We start from the raw sequence: 23,404 nt of genomic DNA on the forward strand, positions 1-23,404 counted from the left end.
GAGTGGCGCCGAGGTAGACTGCACAGCGTGACTGACTCAGCCGTGCGCGTCCGTTTTGCGCCTTCTCCCACCGGAATGTTCCACGTTGGCAACGCTCGATCGCTGCTACTCAACTGGGTTGTGGCGCGACAGACCGGCGGTGTGATGGTGCTGCGTATCGAGGACACCGACGCCGCCCGGAGCCGTCCGGAGTGGACGCAGGGCATCCTCGACGCGATGGCCTGGCTGGGTGTCGGTCCCGACCAGTACGAGGGCCCGCTGTTCCAGTCCGAGTACGCCCACCACCACCAGGAGGCGATCGACAAGCTCCTCGCCGAGGGCAAGGCGTACTACTGCGACTGCACCCGCGAGGACGTCGTCGCACGCCACACGGCCGGCGAGGTCGACCAGCGCCTGGGCTACGACGGCTTCTGCCGCGACCGCGGCCTGGAGGCCGCTCCGGGACGCGCCGTGCGGTTCCGCACCCCCGACGAAGGAGTGACCACGGTCGAGGACGTCGTCCGTGGCAAGCCGACCTTCGAGAACGCCCTGATGGAAGACTTCGTGATCGCGCGGGGCGACGGCTCCTCGGTCTTCCTCCTCGCCAACGTCGTGGACGACATGACGATGGGCATCAACCTCGTCATCCGCGCCGAGGAGCATCTCTCCAACACGCCGAAGCAGCAGCTGCTCTGGGAGGCCCTCGGCAAGACGCCTCCGACCTGGGCACACTCGCCCATCCTCGTCAACGAGCAGCGGCGCAAGCTCTCCAAGCGGCGCGACCGCGTCGCCCTGGAGGACTTCCGGGACGAGGGCTACCTGCCCGAGGCCATGCGCAACTACCTGATGCTTCTCGGGTGGGCGCCGTCCGGCAACCGCGAGATCGTCCCGTGGTCGGTCTTCGACGAGGAGTTCCGGCTGGCGGACGTCAACCCCGCACCCGCCTTCTTCGACGTGAAGAAGCTGCGCGCCTTCAACGGCGAGTACATGCGGGCGCTCTCGGTCCCCGAGTTCATCGAGCGCTGCCGTCCCTGGCTGGCCGGGGAGAGCGTCCCCTGGGACGCCGCCGACTTCGACGAGGAGCTCTTCGCGCAGGTCGCGGAGCTGGCCCAGACCCGGATCACGCTGCTCAGCGAGATCGTGGAGTACGTCGACTTCCTCTTCCTCAAGGAGCCGGTGTTCGACGAGAAGTCGTGGAACAAGGCGATGAAGGAAGGCGCGGCGGACCTGCTCCGGGCCACGATCGCGGCCTACGAGACCGTCGACTGGCAGACGGACGCGCTCAAGGCGGCCCTGGAGGCCGTGGGCGCCGAGCGCGGCCTGAAGCTCGGCAAGGCGCAGGCACCGGTCCGCGTGGCCACCACCGGCAGGACGGTCGGCCTGCCGCTCTTCGAGTCGCTCGAAGCGCTCGGGCGTGAGCGCACCCTGACCCGTCTGCGGTCCGCGGCGGAGCGCCTCGAGAGCTGACCGCTCTCCGGCGGTGCACGGCAACCGCCGTTCCGCGGCCGGCCCGGTCGGTGCCGGCCGCGGAACGCCCGCTCCCAGGAGCAGGGCGACTTCGGGCCCGGGTCAGTCGTCGCCCGGTTCCAACGCCGTCAGCCGGACGGTGACACGCTCCCCGAGACCCGTCGGCTCCACCCAGGGCTTGCCCTTGTAGTGGTGACTGAGCCGGTCGATCGTCTCAGCGGCGCCTTCCGTCGTGAAGGTGGTGGTCCCGCGGACCCGTACGCTGCTGTACGGGTCTCCCGCGGGGTACACCACGAGCGCGGCCTCGGGCCGGTGCTCCAGGTTGCGGTACTTCGGACGGTCCTTCGTCGTGGACATCAGTACGTCGTCACCGTCCATCTCGGCCCAGACGACGAACTGCTGGGGCCGGCCGTCCGGGCGTACGGACGACAGGACCGCGACGTTCGCTCCCGCGAGCACCTCGCGCAGCCGGTCGATCGTTTCCTTCATCTCTCTCCTCTGCTGGGGCGGCCGAGGCAGAACCTCGTGCCCTGTCTGTGTGATCTGCACGTGGTGAGCCATGGCCCGCACGGTCGTCAGGTCCTGGACGACCCGCGGACTGAGTGGGAAGCCGAAGGTCTCTGCCAGGGCGAGGAGCACGGGCAGATGCTGCAACGAGCTCCAGTCACCGGTCGGCAGGCCCGAGTCGGCGGTGAGTTCGGCAGGCTCCCTCCCCAGGGCCGTGGCGACGATCTCCAGCACCCGACGGGTCACTTCCCCGCTCACCGCCGCCCCACCACCATGGCGTCCCGGTTCCTCGCGAACCACGGATCCAGCACCTCCACGAAACTCCTCAGGGAAAAGGCGGCGATCTGGGTGAGCCCCACCGTGGTCGTCCGTACCGCTCCGGCGGCTTCCAGCACCCGGCCGACCGGTCCGGCATGCAACTCGACACCCGGACGGCGGATGTGGCACGGCCAACTGCGCGTCGTGACCACGCCGTTCACCACCACCTTGCCGGTGAAGCGTTCCCACCGTCGGTAGGGCACGTCGTGCCGCTCCTCCAGCCAGTGCACGTGCGCGACGCCGTCGTGGAAGCTGCACCCGATGAGCAGGACCGTGGCGTCGATCTCGATGAGGTGGTCGAAGACGGATCCGGGCCCGAACGCGGTGGCGGACGACAGCCCGCAGATCCCGGGAGCGGCCGGGCCCCGCACGCAGACCGGGTTGTAGGGCGGGTCCCAGGTGCGGCGGGTAAGGGGACCCAGCCGGAACGCCTCGGACAGCACACCGGACCGGGACGGGGTCTGCTCCAGATCGAAGCAGCCCTCGTAGCGGAATCCCGGGTGGAAGCTGGGCATGACCAGCGTGCCCTCGGCGCCGACGGCCGTGTCGAGCGCCGACTGCACGGTGCCCACGGGGTCGCGGAGCAGCCCGAGCGAGGCGAGGGAGGAGGCCACGTAGACGACCTGTCCCCGCTCGACGCCCACCGAACGGAAGGCGTGCAGGATCTCCTCGCTGGTCGTGCCGGTGAGGGACTCACGATCCATCCGTGCCTCCCAGCAGCCCGTGCACCGCGGCCGGCCACCGCTCCGGGTCGGGACCGTGCTGGGCGAACAGCGCGTACGCCCACCGGTCGAGCCCGAGGCCCATGCAGCAGCTGTGGGCCCACTCCCCGTCGCCCGTCCGGATGCGCCAGGCTCGGCCGAAGTGGTCACCGTGGTAGTTGACCGACCCGATGGCCAGGTCGGAGCCGTCGAAGGGCAGCTCCGCGAGCAGCTCGTGCTTGACGCTGAACGAGAGCTGGTACATGCGCATCCGGGAGAAGGTGTCGATGAAGAACGGGTCGGCGGCGGTCCGGATCTGCCCGCGCACCCTCCGCTCCCGAAGGAGTTCCGCCGCGGCCTCCAGCATCGTCTCCCTGGCCCGGAGCACGGCGGTCTCGGAGCCGACGCAGACCAGCTCCCGCACCGTGAACTCGCGCAGCCTGCGCAGCCCTTCGGTCGCCCCGCTCTCGTACCGGTAGCAGCGGGCCCGGCCGCTCACCACCTGCGGGCCGTCCAGGGTGCGGTCGGACAGCGTCCGGTAGAACGGCTGGCACACGGCCGGTGAGAGGACGGCATCCGGACGGTCGCTGGTGTCCGGGACGGAACGCAGGTCCAGCTCACCGGTGTCGGGGTCCACGCACGCGGCGGCGAAGCGATCGACCACCGAGCGGCCTTCCTGGAGGTGGAAGACGTAGTTCGCGGCGGGCGCGGTGGCTCCCAGGCCGCCCGTCGTGTGCAGCGTCCGCGGCGCGACCAGCGTCGGCAGCTGGACCTCGGCGGGGCCGAACGCGCTCAGCCGCCGGCGGAAGGACCGGTCCAGCCCGTCGATCAACCGTGCCATGGGGCCGGTGTACGTGAAGGATCCGGGCGCCTCCGCGCAGACCCAACGCCGCTGCTCCAGCGTCGGGAAGGGGTCCGCGCGGGGCGCGGCCGCCAGCACCACCGGGCTGTCGTGGACGACGACGGGCCGGAACGCGTCCGACCCGGCGAGGACTTCGGACGCGGCCTCCCGGAGGGCGCGGGCGACAGCCGGACCGTCCAGCGCGCCCTCGTAGTCGACGACCATCCCGGGGGGTTCGCCCTCGACGACGGTGACGGCACGGATGCCGGGCGTCACCCAGTACATGTGCTTGCACAGGGTGTCCCGCACATCGCCGGGAACGGGCGCGGGCAGGCGCACGGAGATCGTGGTCACACGCGGCCCCGGAGCGGAAGAGGAGTCAGCAAGGTCATTCCTTCAGTCGCAGCGCCTTGACGGGGCACAACTGCACGGCCTGTCGTACGGCTTCGGACGACGCGGCGGGAAGCCGGTCGCGCCGCAGCCGCACGGTGCCGTCCGTCGGCTCCTGCTCGAACACATCGGGCTCGATGAGGACGCACTGGCCCGCGCCGATGCAGCGGTTGAGATCAGCGGTGAGCTTCATCTGCGGGCGGCTCACCACGTCACGGGCAGTCGGTGGACGCCGTACAGGCCCATGTCGTGTTTGAACGGCACCTCCTCCAGGGGCACGGCCGGCCGCAGGGTCGGCACCCGGCGGAACAGCGTCCCGAAGACGACGTGCAGCTCCAACCGCGCGAGCGTGTGGCCGAGGCAGTGGTGCACGCCGTAGCCGAACGCCAGGTGGCGGCGGGCGTCCCGGTCGAGGTCCAGCTCCTCGGGACGGTCGAAGACGCTCTCGTCGTGGTTGGCGGAGGCCAGGGACGTGATGACCCCCTCGCCCGCCCTGATCGTCCGCCCGCCGACCTCGATGTCCTCCAGCACGGCTCTGGTGGGCGCGATGTGCACGATGGTCTGGTGCCGCAGCAGCTCCTCGACGGCGGCTTCGACGGCCGCGTCCGAGGGGTCGTCGCTCAGCTTCTTCAGCTGGTCTGGCGCCTGGAGCAGGGCGAGCACCCCGAGGGTGATCATGTTGGCCGTGGTCTCGTAGCCGTTGACGAGCAGCAGCCGGGCGATGTCCACGAGGGCGTCGTGCGACAGCTCGCCCGTCCGGACGTGCCGCAGCGCGACCCGGCTGATCAAGTCGTCCTCGGGACGGCGGGTCTTCTCGGCGACCAGCCGGTGCAGGCGGTCGAGGATCTCCTGGTTGGCCAGGCGGACCTGTTCGGGCGCGGCGTTCAGGTTCATCCGGGTGGCGGTGCGCTGCGCGAAGAACGCGTGGTCCTCGTACGGCACGCCGAGGAGGGCGCAGATGACCTGTGACGGTACCGGCAGCCCGAAGGCGGCGACCAGGTCCGCCGGGCGGGGACCGGCGAGCAACGCGTCGATCAGCTCGTCCACGACCCGCTGCACCAGCGGGCGCAGCCCGGCGATCGCACGGACCGTGAACTCCCCGCTGAGCATGCGGCGGTACATGTCGTGCCGTGGCGGGTCCAGATGGTTGAAGGAGGCCTCGCGGTCGGGTGCCTCGGCGCGTCCTTCGCTCAGGAACGGATATCCGTGCGTGCGGGGATTCGCGCTGAGACGGTGGTCGCCGAGAAGGGCGCGGACATCGGCGTGGCGGGTGACGAGCCACGCCCGCTCACCGTTCCACAGCCGCACCGGGCACACCGGCTCCTCGGCGCGCAACGCGGCGAAGTCCGGGGGCGGCAGCAGAGGGTCGTCCCGTTTCATCGGGTAGGCCGGCGCGTCGGGGTTTCGGTCGGTCATCGCTGCCCTCACCTCCTCGTCGGCGCGGCCAAGGCCCGGGCCAGGGCCGCTTCGCTCGGTCGGACGGCCACGAAGTTGCCGCCGCGGAATGATTCCGATGTCACGTCGTAGGGGCGGAACTCGACTCCGTCCGGGAACAGCCTGCCCAGTGAGTAGCCGTGGGGTGCGAGGCGTGCGTACAGGTCGGCGAGCAGGCAGCGGGCGACGACGTTGGCCAGTCCGTACTCGAACTGGATCACCCGGATCCTGCCCTGTTCCAGCGTTCGGGAGAAGCCTTCGAGGACGCGGCCCTCGGCGCCCTCGACATCCAGCTTCAGCAGGTCGATCGTGTCGACGCGGGCTGCCTCCACGTACTGGTCGCCGGTGACGACGGTGGTGGTCCGGCGTTCCGAGGGCGAGCTGTGGGGGACCGGCAGGATCGACGTCAGCGCCGGTTCCGCCGGGTAGAAGTCGTAGTCGACGGTGCCCGCCTCGCGGTCGAGCCCGCTCGGGGCGACGGTGAACCGGCCGGGACGCGAGGAGAGCCGGTCCCGCAGCCGGGAGCGGTTCTCCTCGTCCAGTTCGAAGCAGTGCACATGAGCCCCGCGCAGGCGCTGTGCGGCGGCCTCCGCCCAGTCGCCGACGTTGGCCCCGACGTCGAACACCACTGACACAGCGTGGGCGGCGAGACGGGTCAGCAGCCGGGACTCGCCGTTCGTGCCCATGTCGAACTGCACGTTGTCGGCCGCGTCCAGCCACGCGTGGGCGGCCTTGGTGAGGCAGCGGGCCGCGGGTACCGCCCGGTTGCGGGCGACGAGGTTGGCAAGCCGGCTGTAACGCCAGCGGCGACTGCTGAACTGGGGGACGACACGCTGCCTGAACTCCGCGTCAAACACTCTGCGGCTCCAGGGCTCGCGCGATCCTGTCGGCGCTCTCCGCCGGGCCGAGCAGGGCGACCAGGGCGAGGATGTCGGGGCTGGTGCGCGATCCCCACACCGCCCAGCGGACGCAGTCGAGGACGGTGCGCGCTGTCACGTTCTCCTCCTGTGCGACGCCTTCGAGGACTCGTCTCGCCTCCTCGGCCGAGCCGACGGGTGCGGACCGCAGGGCGGCGACGACCGCCGGCAGGGTCGTCCGGTGGGCCGCGAGCAGTTCTCGGACCTCGGGAGGCAGTTCCGGCGGGCGGACGAGCCGACCGATGTGGCCGGCGAGGTCCCTCAGGGTGCGGCAGTGGGGGAGGAACACCGCGACGGCCCGCTCGCGCTGGGCGAGGGTGCCGGGCGGGAGGGCCAGGTCGGTCAGGAAGGGCACGACCGCGTGCGCCAGCCGGCGGTGCGACTGCCGCCGCAGGTGCTTGCCGCTGAGCCACTCCAGGCGGGCCGGGTCGGCGCTGCCGCAGGACCGCCGGAGCTGTCCGAGAGCGAACGCGGAGGTCATGTCCCGCAAGGTGAACACCTCCTGGCCGGAGTGCTGCCGCCAGCCCAGTGCCGCCGCGAAGTTGACCACCGCGTCGGCCGGCACGCCGCGGTCCTTGAGCTCGCGCACGGGCGTGCGGTAGATCCCGTTCGAGACCGGCGGGACGTGGGCGAACCGCGGGGGCTCCCAGCCGAACCAGTCGTACAGCAGCAGGTGCTTCGCCGTGTTCACCAGCCAGACGTCGGCGCGGATGACGTGGGTGATGTGCATGAGGTGGTCGTCGACGACGGACGAGAAATGGTAGGTGGGCATTCCGTCCGCCTTGAGCAGGATCTGATCGTCCAGTGTCGACAGGGGGATCCCGACCTTCCCGTGGACGGCGTCGTGCACGTGGATCCGTGCCCCGGCCTCCCCGGGGATCCTCATGCGGACGACATGGGGGTCCCCGCGGTGCACCCGGGCCCATGCCTGCGCGAGCGGAATCGTGGCGCACCGCCCGTCGTAGCGCGGCGGGTGTCCGGCCGACCGCTGCTGTTCGCGGATGGCGCGGATCTCACCCGGGGAGCAGAAACAGAAGTACGCCACCTTCGCGGCCACGAGGTGATGGGCGTGGGTCCGGTACAGGTCCGCCCGCTCGGACTGGGTGTACGGCCCGTAGGGGCCGCCGCGGAGCCCGCCCTCGTGGTAGTCGACTCCCGTCCAGGCCAGCATGGAATAGAGGTCGTCGGTGTGTTCCAGGTCCAGACGTGTACGGTCGGTGTCCTCCACACGGATGACGAAGGACCCGCCGTTGGCCTCGGCGAAGGCGTGGTTGAACAGCGCGATCCGCAGCGCACCGACGGAAAGGGGACGCTGCAGGCTGGGGCCCACCCTGACTCTCACCGTCATCGGACGTCAGTCCTCCAACCCGGACGCCACCAGCGCCTCGTAACGCAGCGGGGCGCGGCGGTATCCCTCGTACCGGAAGCGGATGCCGTACGAGAACAGATGGCCGCGCAGTGCCTCCGAGTCCTCGCTCGCCTCGCCGCTGAGCACCCTCTTGGCGAAGTCGAACCGGCAGACGTGTTCGCCGGCCGGCCCGGCGACGCGGACGTGCAGCACCTCGCCGGCCTCCAGGAGCAGTTCCACGGCGGGACGGGTGCCGCGCAGCCGGAAGCAGGTCGCGTCATCCGTGTCCACCTCGGCGGCCGGCCAGCGTCGGCGGGCGAAGGCGGCGAGCGCCGCTGTCCGCAGCGGTGCGGGGGAGGCCGGCCGTTCCTGGATCCGCAGGAGACGGGCCGGCACCCCTCCCACCAGGCCTCGTTCGGGAACGTCTTTGGTCACCACCGAGCCGGCGGCCACGGTGCCCCCGTCCGCGATCCGTACGCCGGGGGAGATGACGGACCGGCTGTAGATCGCCACGTCGGACCCCAGGGTGACCGGTCCGTGGGCGTACAGGAAACCGTCGTCGGCGGGCTGCCAGTGGGCGTGGGTGGCGAGGGTGCAGTCCATGCCGATGGCCGTGTCGTCGCCCAGGACGACCGGCTCGGCCGTGTTGACGTGACTGCTGCGCCCGATGTGACAGCGGTCGCCGGCCTGGAACAGACCGTCGCCGGAACGCCATCCACCGCCGCCGATCTCGGCGCGGCGGTTCATCCAGAACTCGGTGCCGGTGAGGATCCGCCCCGCCTTGAGCACCGCGTCCCGGCTGATCTTCGCGTGCGGCCCGAAGCGCGCCTCGCCCAGGGTGTGCACGGTCACGCCGGGGAACAGGACGCAGTTGTAGCCGAGGTGCAGGTTCTCCGCGGTGATCCGGCAGCCGTCGCCGATGTGGCAGTCGGCCGCGACGACCACGCGGTCGGCCGTGATGCGTACGTCCCGGCCGACGCGGGCGCCCGCGCCGATCTCGATCTCGTCGGCCTCGATGCGTGTGCCCCGGCCGATGGACACCCGGGGTCCGATGCGCGCCCCGCGCAGCCGGTGGTGCAGGCGGCGCGCCGAATCACTCAGTTCCACGGCAGCTCCTGAGTGAGCTCCCGCAGCCACCGCGTCGACGCGTAGGCCGAGCCGGCGTCGGGCTGTCCGGTGACGTGTTCGAGGACGACGTACTCCGGTCGCGCGTGCCGGGCCAGTGTGCGCATCAGCCTCGGCAGGTCGATCCAGCCGTCCCCCGGGGTTTGGGCGGGCAGCGGCACCTGGTGCCTCCCCGCGTCCGGGCCGTCGTCCTGGGTGTTGTACAGGTGCACGGACGAGATGAACTCGCCGGTCCCGGCCACGAAGTCGTACACGTCCTCCCCATGGATCGAGGTGTGGGCATGCCCCACGTCCAGGCACATGCGCAGGGTGGGGAAGGCCTCGAAGAACGCCCGGTAGTCGGTCGCGGAGCCGAACCGCGGGTGGTAGCTGAGGTTCTCGACGAACAACGGCACCCCGAACAGCTGCTGCAACTCGGCCAGCCGGGCACCGGCGTCGACGAGGGCCTCGGGTGTGTCACCGTCCGCTCCCTCCGGGCGCGGTGGTGGGCCGATGGGGCGGGGGTGAGGGGTGGGGAAGTGGACGACCACGTAGGCGGCCGAGGCGTCCACGGCCGCTTCGAGGGTGCGCCGGACGAGGTCCAGCGCAACGCGTCGGCCCTCGGAAGTGGGCCCGGTGATCTGGAACTCCCGCAGACGCCCTTCGTACGGCACGGGACAGTGCAGGCCCACGGGCAGGGACGCGGACCTGATGAACCGGGCGACCCGCGGCCACTCTCCGGGGCCGCAGGCGCACACCTCCAGACTGTCCGGGCCCAGCCCCGCCAGGGCGCCGAGATCCGTCATCCGCCCGGCGCCCGCCGTGGACAGGCCGATACGGGGCACCGCCTTCCGGACCGCCGTCGCCTCCGTCACGAGAACTCCAGCCGCTGCACCACGCAGGAGAAGGCCTCCGCGAAGGCACAGCCGCTGCGGTCCCCGTGATAGCGGGCCCTCGCCCGCAGATGCTCCGCGTACTTCGCACCGGCCGACTGGGAGGTGTGGCAGCCGACGGCCTCCAGCTTGCGGGCGAACTGCTCGGACACGTCCACGTACGTGTTGAGCGGGAACGGCGCGACGGAGGCGGCGTACTGGTTGGCCTGTTCCGCCATGAACAGGTCCGCGGTGTGTCCCCGCAGCGCCGAGACGGTGGCCTGCGCGACCAGCACGTGGTCCCGGTGCGTGTCGCCGTGCCAGTGCGTGAAGACCTTCGCCGGACGCAGCTCCCTGACGTAGGAGTCGAACTCCCGGACGAGCGCGTAGGCCGGGAGGTCCTCCACCTGCCAGGTGCCCGGCCGGTCGAGGACGTGCGCCTTCGCTCCCAGCGCGGCGGCGCCGGCCGTCACCTCCGACAGCCGGCGCTCACGGTGGTCGGGGACCGATGCCACGACCACATGGACCTCCCACCCCGCCGCGGCGAGCACCGCGAGGGTGCCGCCCATCCCGATCTCGGCGTCGTCGGGGTGCGCGGTGAAGGCGAGCGCGACCGAACTCACCGCCACTTTCCGATCATGGTCGGTAGCACCGCGCCGGCGCCGAGCGCCGTCTCCACCACGGTACGCAGCCAGGCGCCGTAGGAGTAGAAGGGCGGGTACTCGTCCAGCGAGTAGTGCGCCTCCGGCTCGGTGCCGGCCCGGGATATGCGCCAGTCCGTCAGGCCGCGCACATCGTGCTCCCCCTCCGGGGTGGTGACCCGGATGTCCATGAGGGAACGCAGCGCCGTGGTCACGCCGGCGACGACATGGCCGCGGTGGTGGGCGTTCTCGTTGAAGAAGATGCCCCGCGCTCCGAGGTCGTCGGCCAGGCCGGCGGGCGTGTACCGGTCGTCCGCGTCGTAGATCTTCTTCGCCACGCGGGCCTTCTTGGCCGCGTGATGGGCGTACATCGCCTTGCGGATGGCGGTGTGGTCGCCCACTCCAGAGCCCGGTTGCGGAACGAAGTCGCGGTGGAAGACGACGTAGATGCCGAAGTCCTCCTTGCCGAGCCGGCCGGGCCGGTCGAGGTTGGTGCCCCGGGGACACATCAGGGTGGCGTGGTCGGACGGGTGCCGTGGGTCCTCCGCCGCGTGGGCCATGATCAGCTCGATCAGGGCCATGGGCGTCTCGTGCGCGTCGATCTCCGCGAGGGTCGCCTCCCGCAGGCAGGCGTGGACGTCCCCGGACGACGGGACCGCGACCGCCGGATGGCGCTCCGCCAGGGCGGCGGCGAGCGCGGGCGGCAGCACGTCGCCGTGGAGCTGCTCCAGGGGCAGCAGCAGCTCCCTGCGGTGCCAGGTGCGGCCGTCGATCTCCAGGACCCGCATGAACGTGCGGTCGATGCTCCGGCGCAGGACGGGCAGCCGCGCCGCCACCTCCCACCACTCCAGGCTGTCGGTCGGCGGCCCGCCGTCCTCGCCCAGCTCCTCGAGACGGGTCCGGTACTCCAGGTGCATCCGACGGAGGTGGCGTTCGACGACCTCCAGGTCCGCGGTGATGCCCACCTGTTCCAGGCGGATGTGGGCCTGGCCCATCGCGTAGAAGGCGGCGAACAGCCGGGCCTCGTCCTCCTGCCAGGTCTCCTCGGGCTGTGCGCTCAGCTTGTCCAGCCGGGCGGCGACGTCCGCGACCGAGAGGGTCTGCCCACCGACGTCCAGGGTGAGGTAGCGGCGGTCGATGGCGGTCACCTTGGCGGCTGTCGCGGCTGCCTCGCTGACGGAGACGCCGCGCAGGAAGCCGAGGGGGTCGGGTGTCCTTGGGGTCGCTGTGGTCATGACAGCGTCACCGGTCCGCTGATGTATCCGGGTCCGCCCACTTCGACGTAACGGACGTGCTCGGGGAAGGCGCGTCCCGCCCAGGTGCCCAGGTTGTCGACGACGCAGGTCGCCTGGGACAGCCCGGCGAGCAGGGCCTCCCGGTCGATGGCCCGGTAGGGCTCGTGCGGGGTCACGAGGACGACGCTGTCGCACTCGGCGAGTCCGTCGGGGAACCGCAGCGGCGCGCAGCCCGTGATCCGGGTGATCTCGTCGTCGGAGTAGAGCGGGTCGTGGACCCGGACGGTCACCCCGTCCTTGGCCAGCTCACGGGCGAGCCGGACGCCGGGGGAGCGGGCGTGGATCTTCATCTCGGGTGCGTACGCCACGCCCAGCACCGCCACGGTGCCGAACCGTCCGTGCTTCCGCAGGGCGCGTCTGGCCTCGGAGAAGAGTCTCTCCTCCGTGGAGTCGAGCTCCTCCGCCAGGCCTTCCAGGCCGGGTTCCGCGGCCAGGTAGTCCTTGGCGAGCGGCACGCAGTAGCCACCGATGCCCAGTGAGGGGTGGTACTCCTGCATGTTCCACTTCGTGCTCGCCATGCGCAGCACGGAGGACACGTCGTAGCCGGGCAGCATGGTGACGAGTTCGTTGGCCAGCAGGATGTCCCGGTAGCGGAAGTAGTTCTCGATCACCTTGACCAGGGCGGCATGTTTGGCGTCGGGCGCCTCGTGGATCTCGCCGCAGATCGGTTCGTACAGCTTCCGCATGAGCGCGGTGATCTCGGGGGAGTCCCCGCCGATGATCTTGGGGATGGACGCCATGGTCCGCCCTCGTTCGGTGAGCCAGTCGCGGCGTGGCGAGGAGCCCAGGTGGTAGTCGGTGCGGTGCTCCAGGCCAGCCTCCTGGAAGGCCGGGTGGATGACGGAGTCGATCCACGCCGGCGCAATGGTCGACTCGACCACCACGTGCAGCGGACGGGCCCGGGCCCCGTTGGCGATGCGTTTGACGACATGGCCCAGCGTGCCGTCGTCGATGCTGCCCTGAGCCTCCGTCGGGATGCACAGGATGTGGACGGGGTGGTCCGCGGTGAGGAGCAGCTCGTCCTCGGTCGTCGCCCTGAGCATGCCGCTCCGGGTCTCCGCGGCGTACGTGTAAGGGAGTTTCGGCAGATGCGTGAAGGGCATTTCGCCGCTGTTCAGCCGAGCGACGCGCTCCTCGTCGATGTCCATGATGAGGCAGCGCCGACCCGTGCGGGCGAGTTCCCCGGCCAGGGTGTATCCGATCAGGCCGAGACCCCAGATGGCTATCTCGTCGTCACTCGGTCCGCCCATGTGACTCCTCACTTCGTCTTGATCCAGGTACGAGCGGGGGGACACTGCCGCGTCCTACTCCGCGTGGTGCTGCTGGGAGCGCAGGTGCAGGTCGTCCAGACGACCGAGGAGCGAGGGGTCGTGCTCGAAGATCGTGTCGAGCAGCCACATGGAGATCTTCGCCAGGTGCCGGTCGATCTCGCACTTGAAGCCGTCCGGGCCGCCGAAGAGGTCGCCGTAGAGGATCTCGCCGTCGTGGAAGCAGGAGCCGCCGCACACGTACCGGATGTCGCACCGGGCGCAGACGTTGGCGTTCTTGACGCCGGCGGTGGACTCGGTCTGCTCGAAGAACGGCGTGCCGTCGAGCTGCTTGTGCAGGTGGGCCGGGACGGCGGTGCCCTTGGGCCGCTCGGACTCGCCGAGCAGCTGCAACGCCCTGACGCCCGGCTGGCCGGTGAGCTTGGAGACCTCGGGACCGGAGGGGACCGACGCCGACGTCGCGTCGCCCTGTTCCCGGCGGCGGATGCCGAGCGGCACGTCCACGGTGGTGCGGTCGATCGAGCCGATCCGCTGGGTGCCGTCCGTGGTGAAGCGGTGGCAGAGGTTGACGTTGCCGTCGACGTCGACGTTCACGTACGCGGTGCCCGCACCGCAGCGGTTGTGGCGCTTCTCCAGGTTCCTGAAGTTGCCGAAGTACTTGTAGAAGTCGGCGAGGTACCACACGTCGCCGCGCAGCAGCTGGTCGCGGTACGCCTCCGCGAGCCGGTCGTAGGCGGCGATCAGCTGGGCCAGCTTCTGTTCCTTCGCCACGGCGATCTCGGGCACCGCGGTGCCGACCAGGGCGTAGCGGATCAGCTTGACGCCGAGGCTGCGGAACAGCTCCGCGTACTCGTCGACGTCCAGGTTGCTCGCCGTGAGGGTGGCGTTGATCATCGTGTGCGGGTCGATGTCCAGGAACTTCTCGATGTTGCGCACGACGGCGTCGTAGGTGCCCCTGCCGTTGCGGAAGATCCTGAAGGTGTTGTGGGCCGCCCGGGTGCCGTCCATGCTGATGGACACCGTCATGCGGTGGTCCTTCAGCAGTTGCTCGATCTCGCGGTTGAAGAGCGTCCCGTTGGTGTTGATGCTCATGTAGACGCGCTTGCCGGAACGGTTCGCCTTGTCCTCCGCGTACTCGGCGGCCTGGCGGATGACCGGCACGTTCATCAGGGGCTCGCCGCCCAGGAAACGCAGGTAGACCTCGGGTTTCTCGCCGGCCTGCTGGAACAGCCAGTCGACGGACTTCCGCGCGGCCTCCACGTCCATCAGCTTGCGTTCCTTGCCGCCGTACAGGCCCTGCTTGGCGAAGCAGTAGGGACACGCCATGTTGCAGTCGTGGGCGACGTTGAGCGTGATGAAGCTGATGCCGCCCTTGGGCAGCTCCTTCAGGATGGTCCTCGGTCGCTCCGCCTCGTCGAGGTGACGAGTGAGGCGCTCGTTCGTACGTCCCACGGGCGCGAAACGAAGGGTGTTGGGCTCGTAGGCGTACTGCTGTCCCTGGTACGTGAACTCACGCAGATCAACAGGCTGCATGGTCAAAGCCATGAGGAGACTCCTCGCCTCGGCGGTCAGTCGCTGTCGGTGGTGTGATCGATGTACGGAGCCGACACACCGCCCTGCATGGGCGGCGCGTAGATGTGGAAGGTGACGGCACGTCCGGGCCCGTCGTTGCGCATCCGGTGGTGCGCCCCCTGCGGCGTCACCAGCGTCTCGGCCGGCCCGAGGACGCGTTCCTGGCCCTCGCTCACCGCCGTGATCCGCCCTTCGACGACCAGGACGACGGACTCGGAGATGCCGTGGTCGTGGTACGAGCTCTCCTGGCCGGCCTCCCAGCCGACGAGGATCACATCGCACTGGTCGGAGGTGTAGAGGCGCTGCACGGCCCGCCCCTCCTCGGCGAACCACAGCATGTCCTTGAGGTTCACCGCGGTGAGCGGGAACCGGTCGAGACCTGGCTTCATGCGCTGTCACCCTCCGTCGGCAGACGATCGTCATTGCCCATGCAGATCTCCGTCACCCTTCCGGAACCCGAGCACTCCAGACGGGCGTGCATGAAGCGCCAGTTGGAGAACGCCAGGATGTCGCCGGCCTCGAGCCGGACGCGTTCCGCGAGGTCCTCCTGACCGCGGCAGTACGCGAAGAACTCGTCGAAGAGCCGCTCCTCCTCCTGCGAGAGCGCCAGGTGGTCGCCCTTGCTGGCGCCGTGCCGGTCGTAGATCCGGCAGGGGGCGTCGGCGGCCTCCGGAACGACCAGGGCGGCGGTGACCGGTGTCCCGACCGCCACCCGTCCGTGGTTGTAGTGGCGCGGCTCCATGCTCAGGGGCCGTTCCGCGACCAGCATGTCGACGATGTCGTCGCGGCCGAGCCCGCGGAGCCGGGTGAGGATGTCGTCGATGTGGAGGACCAGGTTGTCGCCGCCCTCGGCGTCCGGCACCACGCACCGGATGACGGTGAACTCCGGCGGTCGCAGGTACCGGGACATGTCGGTGTGGAAGTCGAGAGTGCGCGGGCGGTAGGCGGTGTAGTCGGGCCGCTCCAGGGCGCCGTCGACCTCGCACCGCCACACACCGGTGACGTAGGAGCGGTGGTCACGCCAGACGTCCATCCACGGCAGCGCCGTCTGCACTGCCTCCAGCGTGTCCCTGTCCGCGACGGCTGACGACTTGACCAGTACGGCGCGGTGCCTGAGTTCGTCCGCCGCGACGGGGGCCGACAGAAGGTCGTCCGGGCTCCGCACGACCCTGATGCCGCGATCCGTCGGGGAGGCCTGTTTCAACGCCTGTGCCGGGGGGCTGCCTGCGTTCAAAGTCCTTCTCCGTCCCAGTGGCGTGCGCAAGCGGAAACCACACAGAACGGCCTGGATCTGAGCCAGACCGCGGGGATGATTCTTGGCGGCTCCCGGAGGAGCCGTCCAGAGGTCGAAACCGTACATGTCGGTTGTGCGGTGTTTGTGATTTGGCGTCAAATCGCCTATGCCAAAAGGGAATTCGGTGGAGCGCGGGGGCGCGTTCGCTGCCAGGAGACGAGGTTTCCGCAGGTGACGCCTGATGCACACAACGCCACGGTGAACACGGATGTCCGCCCTCACCCCACCTGTGTGGTTCGGGTGAAAACTTTCAAGACTTCACCATGACCGCCCGCGAGCGGCGCCGTCAGTGCGCCGCGAACTGAACCCCGGTCGCCTGCACGGCGCCCGGGCGCAGCGCGATGCCCTCGACGGTCAGCCGCTCCCCGTAGATGTCGGTGATCCTGATCGCGCCCCCGCAGCCGGTGCCCCGCTCGGAGAGGAAGTAGTTGTACTCGGTGCGGGGCAGCGCGGTCCATCCGTCGCCCGTGCGGATCTCCAGGCGCGCCAGCGGGTTGCGGTGGCCGAGTGCCTGGATGCCGCACCAGTACTGGCTGGAGCCGGTCTTGTAGCGCAGGGAGACGGTGTCGGTGGTGCTGGGGCTCAGCAGGGTCCAGGTGATCGCTATCCGGCCCACCGAGAGGTCGGCCAGCTTCGCGAAGGCCTGGGTGCTGAGGTCGAGCTGGCCGGGCGCGCAGGGCGCCGGGCACTCGTTGGTGATCCGGACCGTGACGGACGCGCCGCTCGCCGCACGCACCCGCACGTACGCCCCGCACGCCTTGGACGTCTCGTAGTCGGCGGTGTTCATCGCCGCGATCATGAGGTCGTCGCTGGGCCCGAACGAGCAGGCGCCGTCGCCGTTGCCCGCGTCGTACGACGTGGCGACGCCCCGGTAGGTGACGCCGGGCCGTACCCGTCCCCCCGCCGGCGCCGCGGTGGACGGCGTGCGGGGTCTGCCGCCGCCGGCCGTCGCCCGCGCCGACGGGGTCGGGGTGGCGGAGGCCGACGGTGTGGCCGTCGCGGCGGTGGCGCTCGGGGACGCCGAGGCCGTGGGTGTCGCGGAGGGTGTCGGCGCCGTCGGTGGGCCGGAGGCCTCGGTCTCCGCGACGGGCGTCACCACGGCCGCCCCGCCCTCGGCGCCGCCCCCGCCCCCGCCCTCCGGGCGCAGGGCCACCACCAGGGACACGAGCAGCACGACGGCCGCCGCCGTGACGACGACGGCGACAGGTGCGGTGCGCCGGCCACCACGGGCACGGCGATGCGAAGCGGAAGCCACGACTGAGTCCTCACACGATCCGGGAAACACATCCTCCCCTCAGTCGCCACCGGCCCCACGAACGTTGCCGCGTCCCGGGAAATGCCTAGGGCCACAGCAACTCGCGCGCCCACGCCTCCTCCACGCGGCGGTACCTGAGACGGACGTGGCGGCGGCGTTCCTCGCCCTGGAAGAACTCCGCCTCCTGCGGGCGGAGCCGGTACAGGGTCCAGGTCGGGGACGGGGTGGTCGGGTCGTGGCGGGCGCGTTCCCAGGCGGCTTCGGAGGCCGTCGCCAACTCCTCCAGCGAGCCGAGGACTTCGCTCTGGCGGCCGGTCAGGGCGGCTGCCAGGGCGCCCGTGGAGCGGGCGTGCAGGTCGGCGAGGGCTTCCTCGGCGGGCGCCGCGGTGACCGGGCCGCGCAGGCGGATCTGGCGGCCGTGGACGGGCCAGTAGAAGGTGAGGGCCGCGTAGGGGCGGGCGGCGAGGGCACGGCCCTTGCTGCTGGTCACGTGGGTCGCGAAGGACCAGCCGTCCGCGTCGGCGCCGTGCAGCATGACGATCCGGGCGTCGGGCAGGCCGTCCTCGTCGGCCGTCGCGAGGGTCATCGTGTGCGGTTCCCGCTCGCCCGCCGCGACCGCCTCGGCGAACCAGGCGGTGAACAGCGCCAGCGGTTCGTCGGGCGCCGTCGCCGGGTCGAACGCCGGGAGGTCGGTCACCTCCGGGTCCCACACCCGCAGTGACCTGAGCAGCTCGTGAAGATCCGTTCCCATGGGTCGAGTATCGACCCGCCGGCCGGGAGCGACTCCGAGCGTGGTCGCCGTGGACGTGCCGGCCGGGAGCGACTTCGGGCGTGGTCGCCGTGGACCCGCCGGCCGGGTGCGGCTCCGGGCGTGGTCGCCGTACCGGCGCTGACTACGCTCTGCTTCCATGCGCCTGATCCCCGACGATCCGTTCCCCGAGGTCGGCCACCCCTTCACCACCGTGGTGAGCGCCGACGGCCGCTGGCTCGCCGTCGCTTGTTCCGTCACGGGCCGCAACGGCGGCGGCCGGGTCGCCGTGTACCGGACGAGTGATCTGGCGCTGTGGGACCAGTTCGTGCTGGAGCGGGGCATCGAGGACATGGCCTTCCACCCCGCCCTGCCCGTCCTGGCCGTCGGCACCGAGGACGGTGACGAGTTCGAGCGCCGCGGCGGACTGCACCTCTACGAGCCCGGGACGCGACGCCGCGCCGACGCCGCCCTGCCGGACGTCGGTGTCACCGGCCTGCGCTGGCTGGACGCGCGTCGGCTGGAGGTGACGTTCGCCGCGCCCGTCGTCGACTACGAGGACCTGGGTCGGGACGCGTACACGCGCCGCGTCGTCGAACGGGACGACTGGGCGACGGCGGCCGGCCCGGACACCGACGCCTCCGCCGCTCTCGAAGCGCTGGTGGCCGGGGAACGCGTCCCCGTGGACATCGACCGGGAGCGGCCCGGGGCGGCGGACCTCACCCGGCCCCAGCGGTACCTCGCCGAACTCGCCGCCGAGCGGGGCCGTACCTGGACCCGCCGTGCCGGTGTCGCCGTCGTGCACGCGCTGCGCGACGGGCGGGTGCTCACGGCCGCGCAGGGCGGCACCCTGCTGGAGTGCTGGTCGCCGGACGGCGGGGAGCTGTGGTCCGTGCCCGCCCCCGAGGACGCCTTCCAGCGTTCGGGCTGCCGGCTGTACGTGACGCCGGACGAGAGAACCGTCTGGATCACCGTCCTGGTCGGGACCAGCGACAACCGGACCACCCTGCTGCGGCGGTTCGCGCTCGCCGACGGCACCCTCCTCGCCGAGCTGAAGTTCGCCTTCCCCGTCGCCCTCGCCTCCCGGACGGACGGCGTCTGGATCGCCCGGGACTCCCGCGAGCTGTACCCGGGGCCGCGCTGGCCGCCGTACGAGAGTGTCGTCCTGACCCCGTCCGGGAAGCGGCTGGGTGCTCTCGCGCTGGGGGAGAGCGACAACTCGTACGACCTCCAGGTGCGGCGGTCGCCGCACCTGCTGCTGCTCCAGGGGGCCGGGGCCGAGGACACGCGCACCGAGCTGCTGGAGAAGTGGGTGGTCAGGGTCGCGCCGGACGGGGCCGAGCGGCTGTTCCCGTACGCGTGGGGCGACGCCGCCGTGGGCCCCGTGGGGCGTTTCCTGCGCGGCGGGCCCGCCGTGTACGTCGAGGACGACGGGGCCGGGCTCGTCCACGCCTGCACCGACGGCCTGGACGGGTTCCTGCTGCGCCGGGCGTTGCCCGGGGGCGAGGTGGTGTGGGCGCACCGCCTGCCCGCGCGGGTCACGGGCGTCGACGCCCACGCCGGTCTGGTGCACGCCGTGACGGCGGCCGGCCCCGACAACGGCGAACTCCTCACGCTCCGCGCCGACGACGGCGAGATCCTGCGCCGGGTCCCCACGGCCGTCGGCGGCCATGTCTTCACCCCCACCTGCCTGAGCGTCTCCGACAGCGGTGCGCTGGTCATCGGGACGGTGGAGGGACGGGTGCTGTCGACCCGGGTGTGATCCCGCCCAGGTCGCTAGTCCCGGCCCAGCACCACCGTCCCCGAGGAGCAGAACCAGCCGCCGGTCCCCGACGCCACCCCCAGCCGGGGCAGGGCGCCGTCGCGGGCGCGGACCTGCCGGGCGCCCGCCTCGCCCCGCAGCTGCCGTACCGCCTCCACCAGGAGGAACAGGCCGCGCATGCCGGGGTGCTGGGCCGACAGGCCGCCGCCGTCCGTGTTCACCGGCAGGTCCCCGCCCTCGACCCGGAGCCGGCCCTTCTCCACGAACGCCCCGCCCTCGCCCTTCGCGCAGAACCCCAGGTCCTCCAGGGTCACCAGCGTCATGTAGGTGAAGGCGTCGTAGAGCTGGGCGAAGTCCATCTCGTCGGGGCGCACCCCCGCGCGCGCGAAGGCGAGACGGCCGCTGACCGCCGCCGGGGAGACGGTGAAGTCCTCCCACTCCGTCATGGCGGCGTGCGAGACGTGTTCGCCGGTGCCGAGGATCCACACGGGCGCGGTGCGGCAGTCCCGTACGTACTCCTCGGCCGCCAGCAGGACCGCCGCGCCGCCGTCGGAGCGCAGGCAGCAGTGCAGTTTCGTGAACGGGTCGGCGATCATTGGGCCGGACAGGACGTCGGCCACGGACACCGGCGTGCGGAACATCGCCTCCGGGTTCAGGGCCGCGTTCGCCCGCGCCTGGACCGCCACCTGCGCCAGCTGCTCGATCGTCGTGCCGTACTCGATCATGTGGCGGCGGGCCGCCATGGCGTACTTGGCGATCAGGGTGTGGCCGTAGGGGACCTCGAACTGGAGCGGGCCGCGCGCCCCGAAGGAGAGGGTCGCGGTGCGGCGGCCCGCCCGGACGTCCGCGCGGGCCGTCGAGCCGTAGACCAGCAGGACGGCGTTCGCGTGGCCGGCCGCGATCGCGTCCGCCGCGTGTGCCGCCATCACCTCCCAGGTGGAGCCGCCGACCGAGGTGGAGTCCACCCAGGTGGGCCGCAGGCCCAGATAGTCGGCCACCTCGACGGGGGCGAGGGTGCCGAGGCCGGCGGAGGCGAAGCCGTCGATGTGCGCGCGGCCCAGTCCGGCGTCCGCCAGCGCGCGGCGGGCCGCCTGGGCGTGCAGGGCGTACGGCGTGGCGTCGTCCACGCGTCCGCAGTCGGAGAGCGCCACACCCACGACGGCGACCTTGCGACCTGACGTCATGGATCTGACGGTACATCAGATCCGGGTGCCCGGGCAGGGGCCGTCGCTCTGGGCATCCCGGTCGCCCCGGCCTAATATGACGGATCGTCAGATAGCGAGGAGGGGGGAGTTCCGCCCATGGACCCCAGCTTCACCGCCGAGCAGCAGGAGATCCGCCGCACTCTGCGGGAACTGCTCCACAAACGCTCCGGCCCGCACGATCTGCGCGCCGCCCTCGACACCCCCGCGGGCCACGACCCCGCCCTCTGGTCCGCCCTCGCCGGCCGGCTGGGCCTGCCCGGCCTCGCCCTCCCCGAGGCGTACGGCGGTGTCGGCTGCCCGGTCACCGACCTCGCCCTCGCCTGCGAGGAGACCGGCCGGGCCCTCGCCCCCTCCCCGCTCCTGGCCACCTCCGTCCTCGCCGCGCCGCTGATCCTCGCCCTCGGCACCGACGCCCAGCGCACCGCCCTGCTGCCGCGCGTCGCCTCCGGCGCCCTCACCGCCACCCTCGCCGTCCCCGCCTCCGCCCTCACCACCGCCCTCGCGCTGACCCGCGCGAACGACGGCGACTGGGCGGGTGGGGGCCGGGCCGGCGGCATCCAGGCGTCCCGGCGCGCCGACGGCGGGTGGCGGCTGTACGGCGAGGCCGCGGGCGTGCTCGACGGGCACAGCGCCGGCCTGTTGCTCGTCGCCGCCCACACCGGCGGCTTCGTCCGCTCCCGCCCGCTGCTCTTCCTCGTCCCCGGGGACGCCGAGGGCCTGACCCGCGTACGGCAGACCGCGCTGGACGCGACCCGCCCGCAGGCCCGCCTCCAATTCCGTCATGTCGAGGCCGAGTTGTTGGGCGGCGACCCGGACACCGACATCCTCCCGGCGCTGTCCCGGCTCGGCGACCGCGCCGCCGCCGTCCTCGCCTGCGAGGCCGTCGGGGCCGCCGACCGGGCGCTGGAGCGGACCGTGGAGTACGCCGGACAACGCGAGCAGTTCGGCCGGACGATCGGTTCCTTCCAGGCCGTGCAGCACCGCCTCGCCGACGTGTACGTCCAGGTGCAGACGGCCCGCTCCGCCGCCTACTACGCGGCCTGGGCGACCGCCCGCGACGAATACGTCGGCGCCCTCGCCCTCGCCCAGTGCCTCACCGCCCTGCGCACCGCCGCCGCCGAGGCCGTCCAGTTCCACGGCGGCATCGGTTTCACCTGGGAGCACGAGGCGCACCTGTACTTCAAGCGCGCCGCGGGCGACGACCTGCTCCTCGGTCCCGCCCACCGCCTGCGCGCCCACGCGGCGCGACGATCGGGGCTCTTCGAGCGGGGCGGACGCGACCGGCGTCACCGGCGCGACGAACGCGACGAACGCGACGGACGGGACGACCGGCGGACGGAGGTGGCGGTGTGATCGGTACTCGGATCGTGCAGAAGGTGTCCTCGACCCCGCTCTTCGCCAAGGCCGCGCCCCGTGTCGTGCCCGCGCTCGACCGGGCCGTGCACCGGCTCACCCGGGGAAAGGTGCTGCTCAGCGCGCAGCTGCTGCCGGGGGTGGTGCTCACCTCCACCGGGGCGAGGAGCGGTCTGGCGCGGCGGACGCCGCTCGCCTGCATGCCGGAGGACGGGGGCCGCGGCTGGATCCTCGTGGGGTCCAACTTCGGGCGGCCCGGACACCCCGCCTGGACCGCCAACCTCCTCGCCCACCCGGACGCGGAGATCAGCTGGAAGGGCGCCGACATCCCGGTGACGGCCCGGCTGCTGGAGGGGGAGGAGCGCGCGGCGGTCTGGCAGGCGGTGCTGGCGTTCTGGCCGCCGTACGCGGCCTACCAGGCGCGGGTGGAGCGGGAGATCCGGCTGTTCAGGCTCACCCGCCGGGCGGAGCCGTAGGGCCTCACAGCGTGGCCAGTCGCTGGAGCAGCAGGAACGCCCCGATGCCCAGCATCGCCGCCCCGGAGGTCCGGGTGACCGCGCGGGCCGCGGCGGGGCGGGCGCCCAGGACCGCGCGGGCCGCCGCGCCCACCGTCAGATAGACCGCGGCGCAGCACGCCATGTGCAGCAGGCCGAGGACGGCCGTCTGCGCCGGGACCGGCAGCCCGCCCTCCCCCGTGACCAGGAACTGCGGCAGGACCGACAGGTACAGCAGCAGGCCCTTGGGGTTCAGCCCGCTGATCGCCGCCCCGCGCAGGAAGACCCGCTCCCCGATGCCCGACGCCTCCGTCGGCATCCCCGGCCGCCGCAGCACGCCCCACCCCAGCCACACCAGGTACGCCGCACCGGCCACCGTCAGCCCGGTCAGCAGCGCGGGCGACCCGGCCACCAGGACCGCCAGGCCCGCCGCCGCGAGCGCCGTGTGCAGGGCGTAGCCGCTCACCAGGCCGGCCACCGCCCGCCCCACCGAGCGCCCGCGCAGCCCCGCCGCGATCACATACGCCCAGTCGGCCCCCGGCACGCACACCAGCAGCAGGTCCAGGAGGAGGAAGGAGAGCAGGAGTTCCGAGTGCATGGAGGGGACATTAGGCGTGAGACGGCCGAAAGTGTTTCTGA

General features: G+C 71.8%; 23 protein-coding genes. 4 read left to right on the top strand and 19 right to left on the bottom strand.

Annotated elements, in window-relative coordinates:
- Positions 1-27 precede the first annotated feature (27 nt).
- Positions 28-1,446, top strand: a complete 1,419-nt coding sequence (gene gltX / locus ALMP_RS16090; protein ID WP_264928527.1) for a glutamate--tRNA ligase — start codon at positions 28-30, stop codon at positions 1,444-1,446.
- A gap of 102 nt (positions 1,447-1,548) precedes the next feature.
- On the opposite strand, the gene ALMP_RS16095 is transcribed toward gltX (ALMP_RS16090), so the two are convergent.
- The 17 genes from ALMP_RS16095 to ALMP_RS16175 all read right to left on the bottom strand — a co-directional run bounded on the left by ALMP_RS16095 (position 1,549) and on the right by ALMP_RS16175 (position 17,954).
- Complete coding sequence (locus ALMP_RS16095) at positions 1,549-2,211, bottom strand: TIGR03618 family F420-dependent PPOX class oxidoreductase (protein WP_264928529.1); 663 nt, start codon at positions 2,209-2,211, stop codon at positions 1,549-1,551.
- Entirely contained in the window at positions 2,208-2,975 is a 768-nt protein-coding gene (locus tag ALMP_RS16100) for an AAC(3) family N-acetyltransferase (protein WP_264928531.1), read from the bottom strand. The genes ALMP_RS16095 and ALMP_RS16100 overlap by 4 nt, the downstream gene beginning before the upstream one ends.
- A complete protein-coding gene (locus ALMP_RS16105) occupies positions 2,965-4,167 on the bottom strand; it encodes an aminoacyl--tRNA ligase-related protein (protein WP_264928533.1) in 1,203 nt (400 codons plus the stop codon). Before ALMP_RS16105 ends, ALMP_RS16100 begins: the two co-directional genes overlap by 11 nt.
- Before the next feature lie 34 nt (positions 4,168-4,201).
- A complete protein-coding gene (locus tag ALMP_RS16110; RefSeq protein WP_264928535.1) occupies positions 4,202-4,411 on the bottom strand; it encodes a ferredoxin in 210 nt (69 codons plus the stop codon).
- Positions 4,408-5,619, bottom strand: a complete 1,212-nt coding sequence (locus tag ALMP_RS16115; RefSeq protein WP_264928537.1) for a cytochrome P450 — start codon at positions 5,617-5,619, stop codon at positions 4,408-4,410. The genes ALMP_RS16110 and ALMP_RS16115 overlap by 4 nt, the downstream gene beginning before the upstream one ends.
- An 8-nt stretch (positions 5,620-5,627) precedes the next feature.
- Positions 5,628-6,494 carry an FkbM family methyltransferase gene (locus tag ALMP_RS16120; protein WP_264928538.1) on the bottom strand — a complete coding sequence of 289 codons (867 nt, stop codon included), beginning with the start codon at positions 6,492-6,494 and terminating at the stop codon, positions 5,628-5,630.
- On the bottom strand, positions 6,487-7,902 hold the full coding sequence (gene gltX, locus ALMP_RS16125) for a glutamate--tRNA ligase (protein WP_264928540.1): 1,416 nt from the start codon (positions 7,900-7,902) through the stop codon (positions 6,487-6,489). Before gltX (ALMP_RS16125) ends, ALMP_RS16120 begins: the two co-directional genes overlap by 8 nt.
- Positions 7,903-7,908: 6 nt before the next feature.
- Positions 7,909-9,009, bottom strand: a complete 1,101-nt coding sequence (locus ALMP_RS16130; RefSeq protein ID WP_264928542.1) for a hypothetical protein — start codon at positions 9,007-9,009, stop codon at positions 7,909-7,911.
- On the bottom strand, positions 9,000-9,881 hold the full coding sequence (locus ALMP_RS16135; RefSeq protein ID WP_264928544.1) for a sugar phosphate isomerase/epimerase: 882 nt from the start codon (positions 9,879-9,881) through the stop codon (positions 9,000-9,002). The genes ALMP_RS16130 and ALMP_RS16135 overlap by 10 nt, the downstream gene beginning before the upstream one ends.
- A complete protein-coding gene (locus ALMP_RS16140; RefSeq protein WP_264928546.1) occupies positions 9,878-10,507 on the bottom strand; it encodes a PIG-L deacetylase family protein in 630 nt (209 codons plus the stop codon). The genes ALMP_RS16135 and ALMP_RS16140 overlap by 4 nt, the downstream gene beginning before the upstream one ends.
- On the bottom strand, positions 10,498-11,754 hold the full coding sequence (locus tag ALMP_RS16145) for a hypothetical protein (protein ID WP_264928548.1): 1,257 nt from the start codon (positions 11,752-11,754) through the stop codon (positions 10,498-10,500). Before ALMP_RS16145 ends, ALMP_RS16140 begins: the two co-directional genes overlap by 10 nt.
- Positions 11,751-13,064 (bottom strand): nucleotide sugar dehydrogenase, encoded by a 1,314-nt coding sequence (locus ALMP_RS16150; protein WP_264928550.1) that lies wholly within the window; start codon positions 13,062-13,064, stop codon positions 11,751-11,753. Before ALMP_RS16150 ends, ALMP_RS16145 begins: the two co-directional genes overlap by 4 nt.
- Before the next feature lie 54 nt (positions 13,065-13,118).
- The gene (locus ALMP_RS16155) at positions 13,119-14,627 is read right to left on the bottom strand and encodes a radical SAM protein (RefSeq protein WP_264928552.1); all 1,509 of its coding nucleotides are present in this window, start codon (positions 14,625-14,627) and stop codon (positions 13,119-13,121) included.
- 23 nt (positions 14,628-14,650) lie between these two features.
- Positions 14,651-15,043, bottom strand: a complete 393-nt coding sequence (locus ALMP_RS16160; protein WP_264928554.1) for a cysteine dioxygenase family protein — start codon at positions 15,041-15,043, stop codon at positions 14,651-14,653.
- Complete coding sequence (locus tag ALMP_RS16165) at positions 15,040-15,819, bottom strand: TauD/TfdA family dioxygenase (RefSeq protein ID WP_264928556.1); 780 nt, start codon at positions 15,817-15,819, stop codon at positions 15,040-15,042. The genes ALMP_RS16160 and ALMP_RS16165 overlap by 4 nt, the downstream gene beginning before the upstream one ends.
- A gap of 415 nt (positions 15,820-16,234) precedes the next feature.
- On the bottom strand, positions 16,235-17,203 hold the full coding sequence (locus ALMP_RS16170) for an RlpA-like double-psi beta-barrel domain-containing protein (RefSeq protein WP_264928558.1): 969 nt from the start codon (positions 17,201-17,203) through the stop codon (positions 16,235-16,237).
- Between the two features lie 85 nt (positions 17,204-17,288).
- A complete protein-coding gene (locus ALMP_RS16175; protein ID WP_264928560.1) occupies positions 17,289-17,954 on the bottom strand; it encodes a pyridoxal 5'-phosphate synthase in 666 nt (221 codons plus the stop codon).
- Between the two features lie 157 nt (positions 17,955-18,111).
- Here ALMP_RS16175 and ALMP_RS16180 point away from each other — a divergent pair, with 157 nt between their 5' ends.
- Positions 18,112-19,713 carry a sialidase family protein gene (locus tag ALMP_RS16180; protein WP_264928562.1) on the top strand — a complete coding sequence of 534 codons (1,602 nt, stop codon included), beginning with the start codon at positions 18,112-18,114 and terminating at the stop codon, positions 19,711-19,713.
- Between the two features lie 14 nt (positions 19,714-19,727).
- Here the strand turns inward: ALMP_RS16180 and ALMP_RS16185 are convergent, their stop codons facing one another.
- Positions 19,728-20,897 (bottom strand): acetyl-CoA acetyltransferase, encoded by a 1,170-nt coding sequence (locus tag ALMP_RS16185; RefSeq protein WP_264928564.1) that lies wholly within the window; start codon positions 20,895-20,897, stop codon positions 19,728-19,730.
- 117 nt (positions 20,898-21,014) lie between these two features.
- Between ALMP_RS16185 and ALMP_RS16190 the strand changes: the two genes are divergently transcribed.
- Complete coding sequence (locus ALMP_RS16190; RefSeq protein WP_264928566.1) at positions 21,015-22,271, top strand: acyl-CoA dehydrogenase family protein; 1,257 nt, start codon at positions 21,015-21,017, stop codon at positions 22,269-22,271.
- Positions 22,268-22,747 carry a nitroreductase family deazaflavin-dependent oxidoreductase gene (locus ALMP_RS16195; RefSeq protein WP_264928568.1) on the top strand — a complete coding sequence of 160 codons (480 nt, stop codon included), beginning with the start codon at positions 22,268-22,270 and terminating at the stop codon, positions 22,745-22,747. The genes ALMP_RS16190 and ALMP_RS16195 overlap by 4 nt, the downstream gene beginning before the upstream one ends.
- Before the next feature lie 4 nt (positions 22,748-22,751).
- Here ALMP_RS16195 and ALMP_RS16200 read toward each other — a convergent pair whose 3' ends face one another.
- Positions 22,752-23,363 carry a LysE family translocator gene (locus ALMP_RS16200; protein ID WP_264928570.1) on the bottom strand — a complete coding sequence of 204 codons (612 nt, stop codon included), beginning with the start codon at positions 23,361-23,363 and terminating at the stop codon, positions 22,752-22,754.
- Positions 23,364-23,404: the final 41 nt, after the last annotated feature.

The sequence above is a fragment of the Streptomyces sp. A012304 genome (assembly GCF_026008495.1).
GTDB lineage: Bacteria > Actinomycetota > Actinomycetes > Streptomycetales > Streptomycetaceae > Streptomyces.

Excerpts from the sequence above, each read along its gene's own strand:
- ALMP_RS16115 (WP_264928537.1), bottom strand. The coding sequence starts at position 5,619 with ATGACCGACCGAAACCCCGACGCGCCGGCCTACCCGATGAAACGGGAC.
- ALMP_RS16150 (WP_264928550.1), bottom strand. The coding sequence starts at position 13,064 with ATGGGCGGACCGAGTGACGACGAGATAGCCATCTGGGGTCTCGGCCTG.
- ALMP_RS16190 (WP_264928566.1), top strand. The coding sequence starts at position 21,015 with ATGGACCCCAGCTTCACCGCCGAGCAGCAGGAGATCCGCCGCACTCTG.
- ALMP_RS16200 (WP_264928570.1), bottom strand. The coding sequence starts at position 23,363 with ATGCACTCGGAACTCCTGCTCTCCTTCCTCCTCCTGGACCTGCTGCTG.
- ALMP_RS16160 (WP_264928554.1), bottom strand. The coding sequence starts at position 15,043 with ATGAAGCCAGGTCTCGACCGGTTCCCGCTCACCGCGGTGAACCTCAAG.
- ALMP_RS16155 (WP_264928552.1), bottom strand. The coding sequence starts at position 14,627 with ATGGCTTTGACCATGCAGCCTGTTGATCTGCGTGAGTTCACGTACCAG.
- gltX (WP_264928540.1), bottom strand. The coding sequence starts at position 7,902 with ATGACGGTGAGAGTCAGGGTGGGCCCCAGCCTGCAGCGTCCCCTTTCC.
- ALMP_RS16185 (WP_264928564.1), bottom strand. The coding sequence starts at position 20,897 with ATGACGTCAGGTCGCAAGGTCGCCGTCGTGGGTGTGGCGCTCTCCGAC.
- ALMP_RS16100 (WP_264928531.1), bottom strand. The coding sequence starts at position 2,975 with ATGGATCGTGAGTCCCTCACCGGCACGACCAGCGAGGAGATCCTGCAC.
- ALMP_RS16145 (WP_264928548.1), bottom strand. The coding sequence starts at position 11,754 with ATGACCACAGCGACCCCAAGGACACCCGACCCCCTCGGCTTCCTGCGC.
- ALMP_RS16175 (WP_264928560.1), bottom strand. The coding sequence starts at position 17,954 with ATGGGAACGGATCTTCACGAGCTGCTCAGGTCACTGCGGGTGTGGGAC.
- ALMP_RS16180 (WP_264928562.1), top strand. The coding sequence starts at position 18,112 with ATGCGCCTGATCCCCGACGATCCGTTCCCCGAGGTCGGCCACCCCTTC.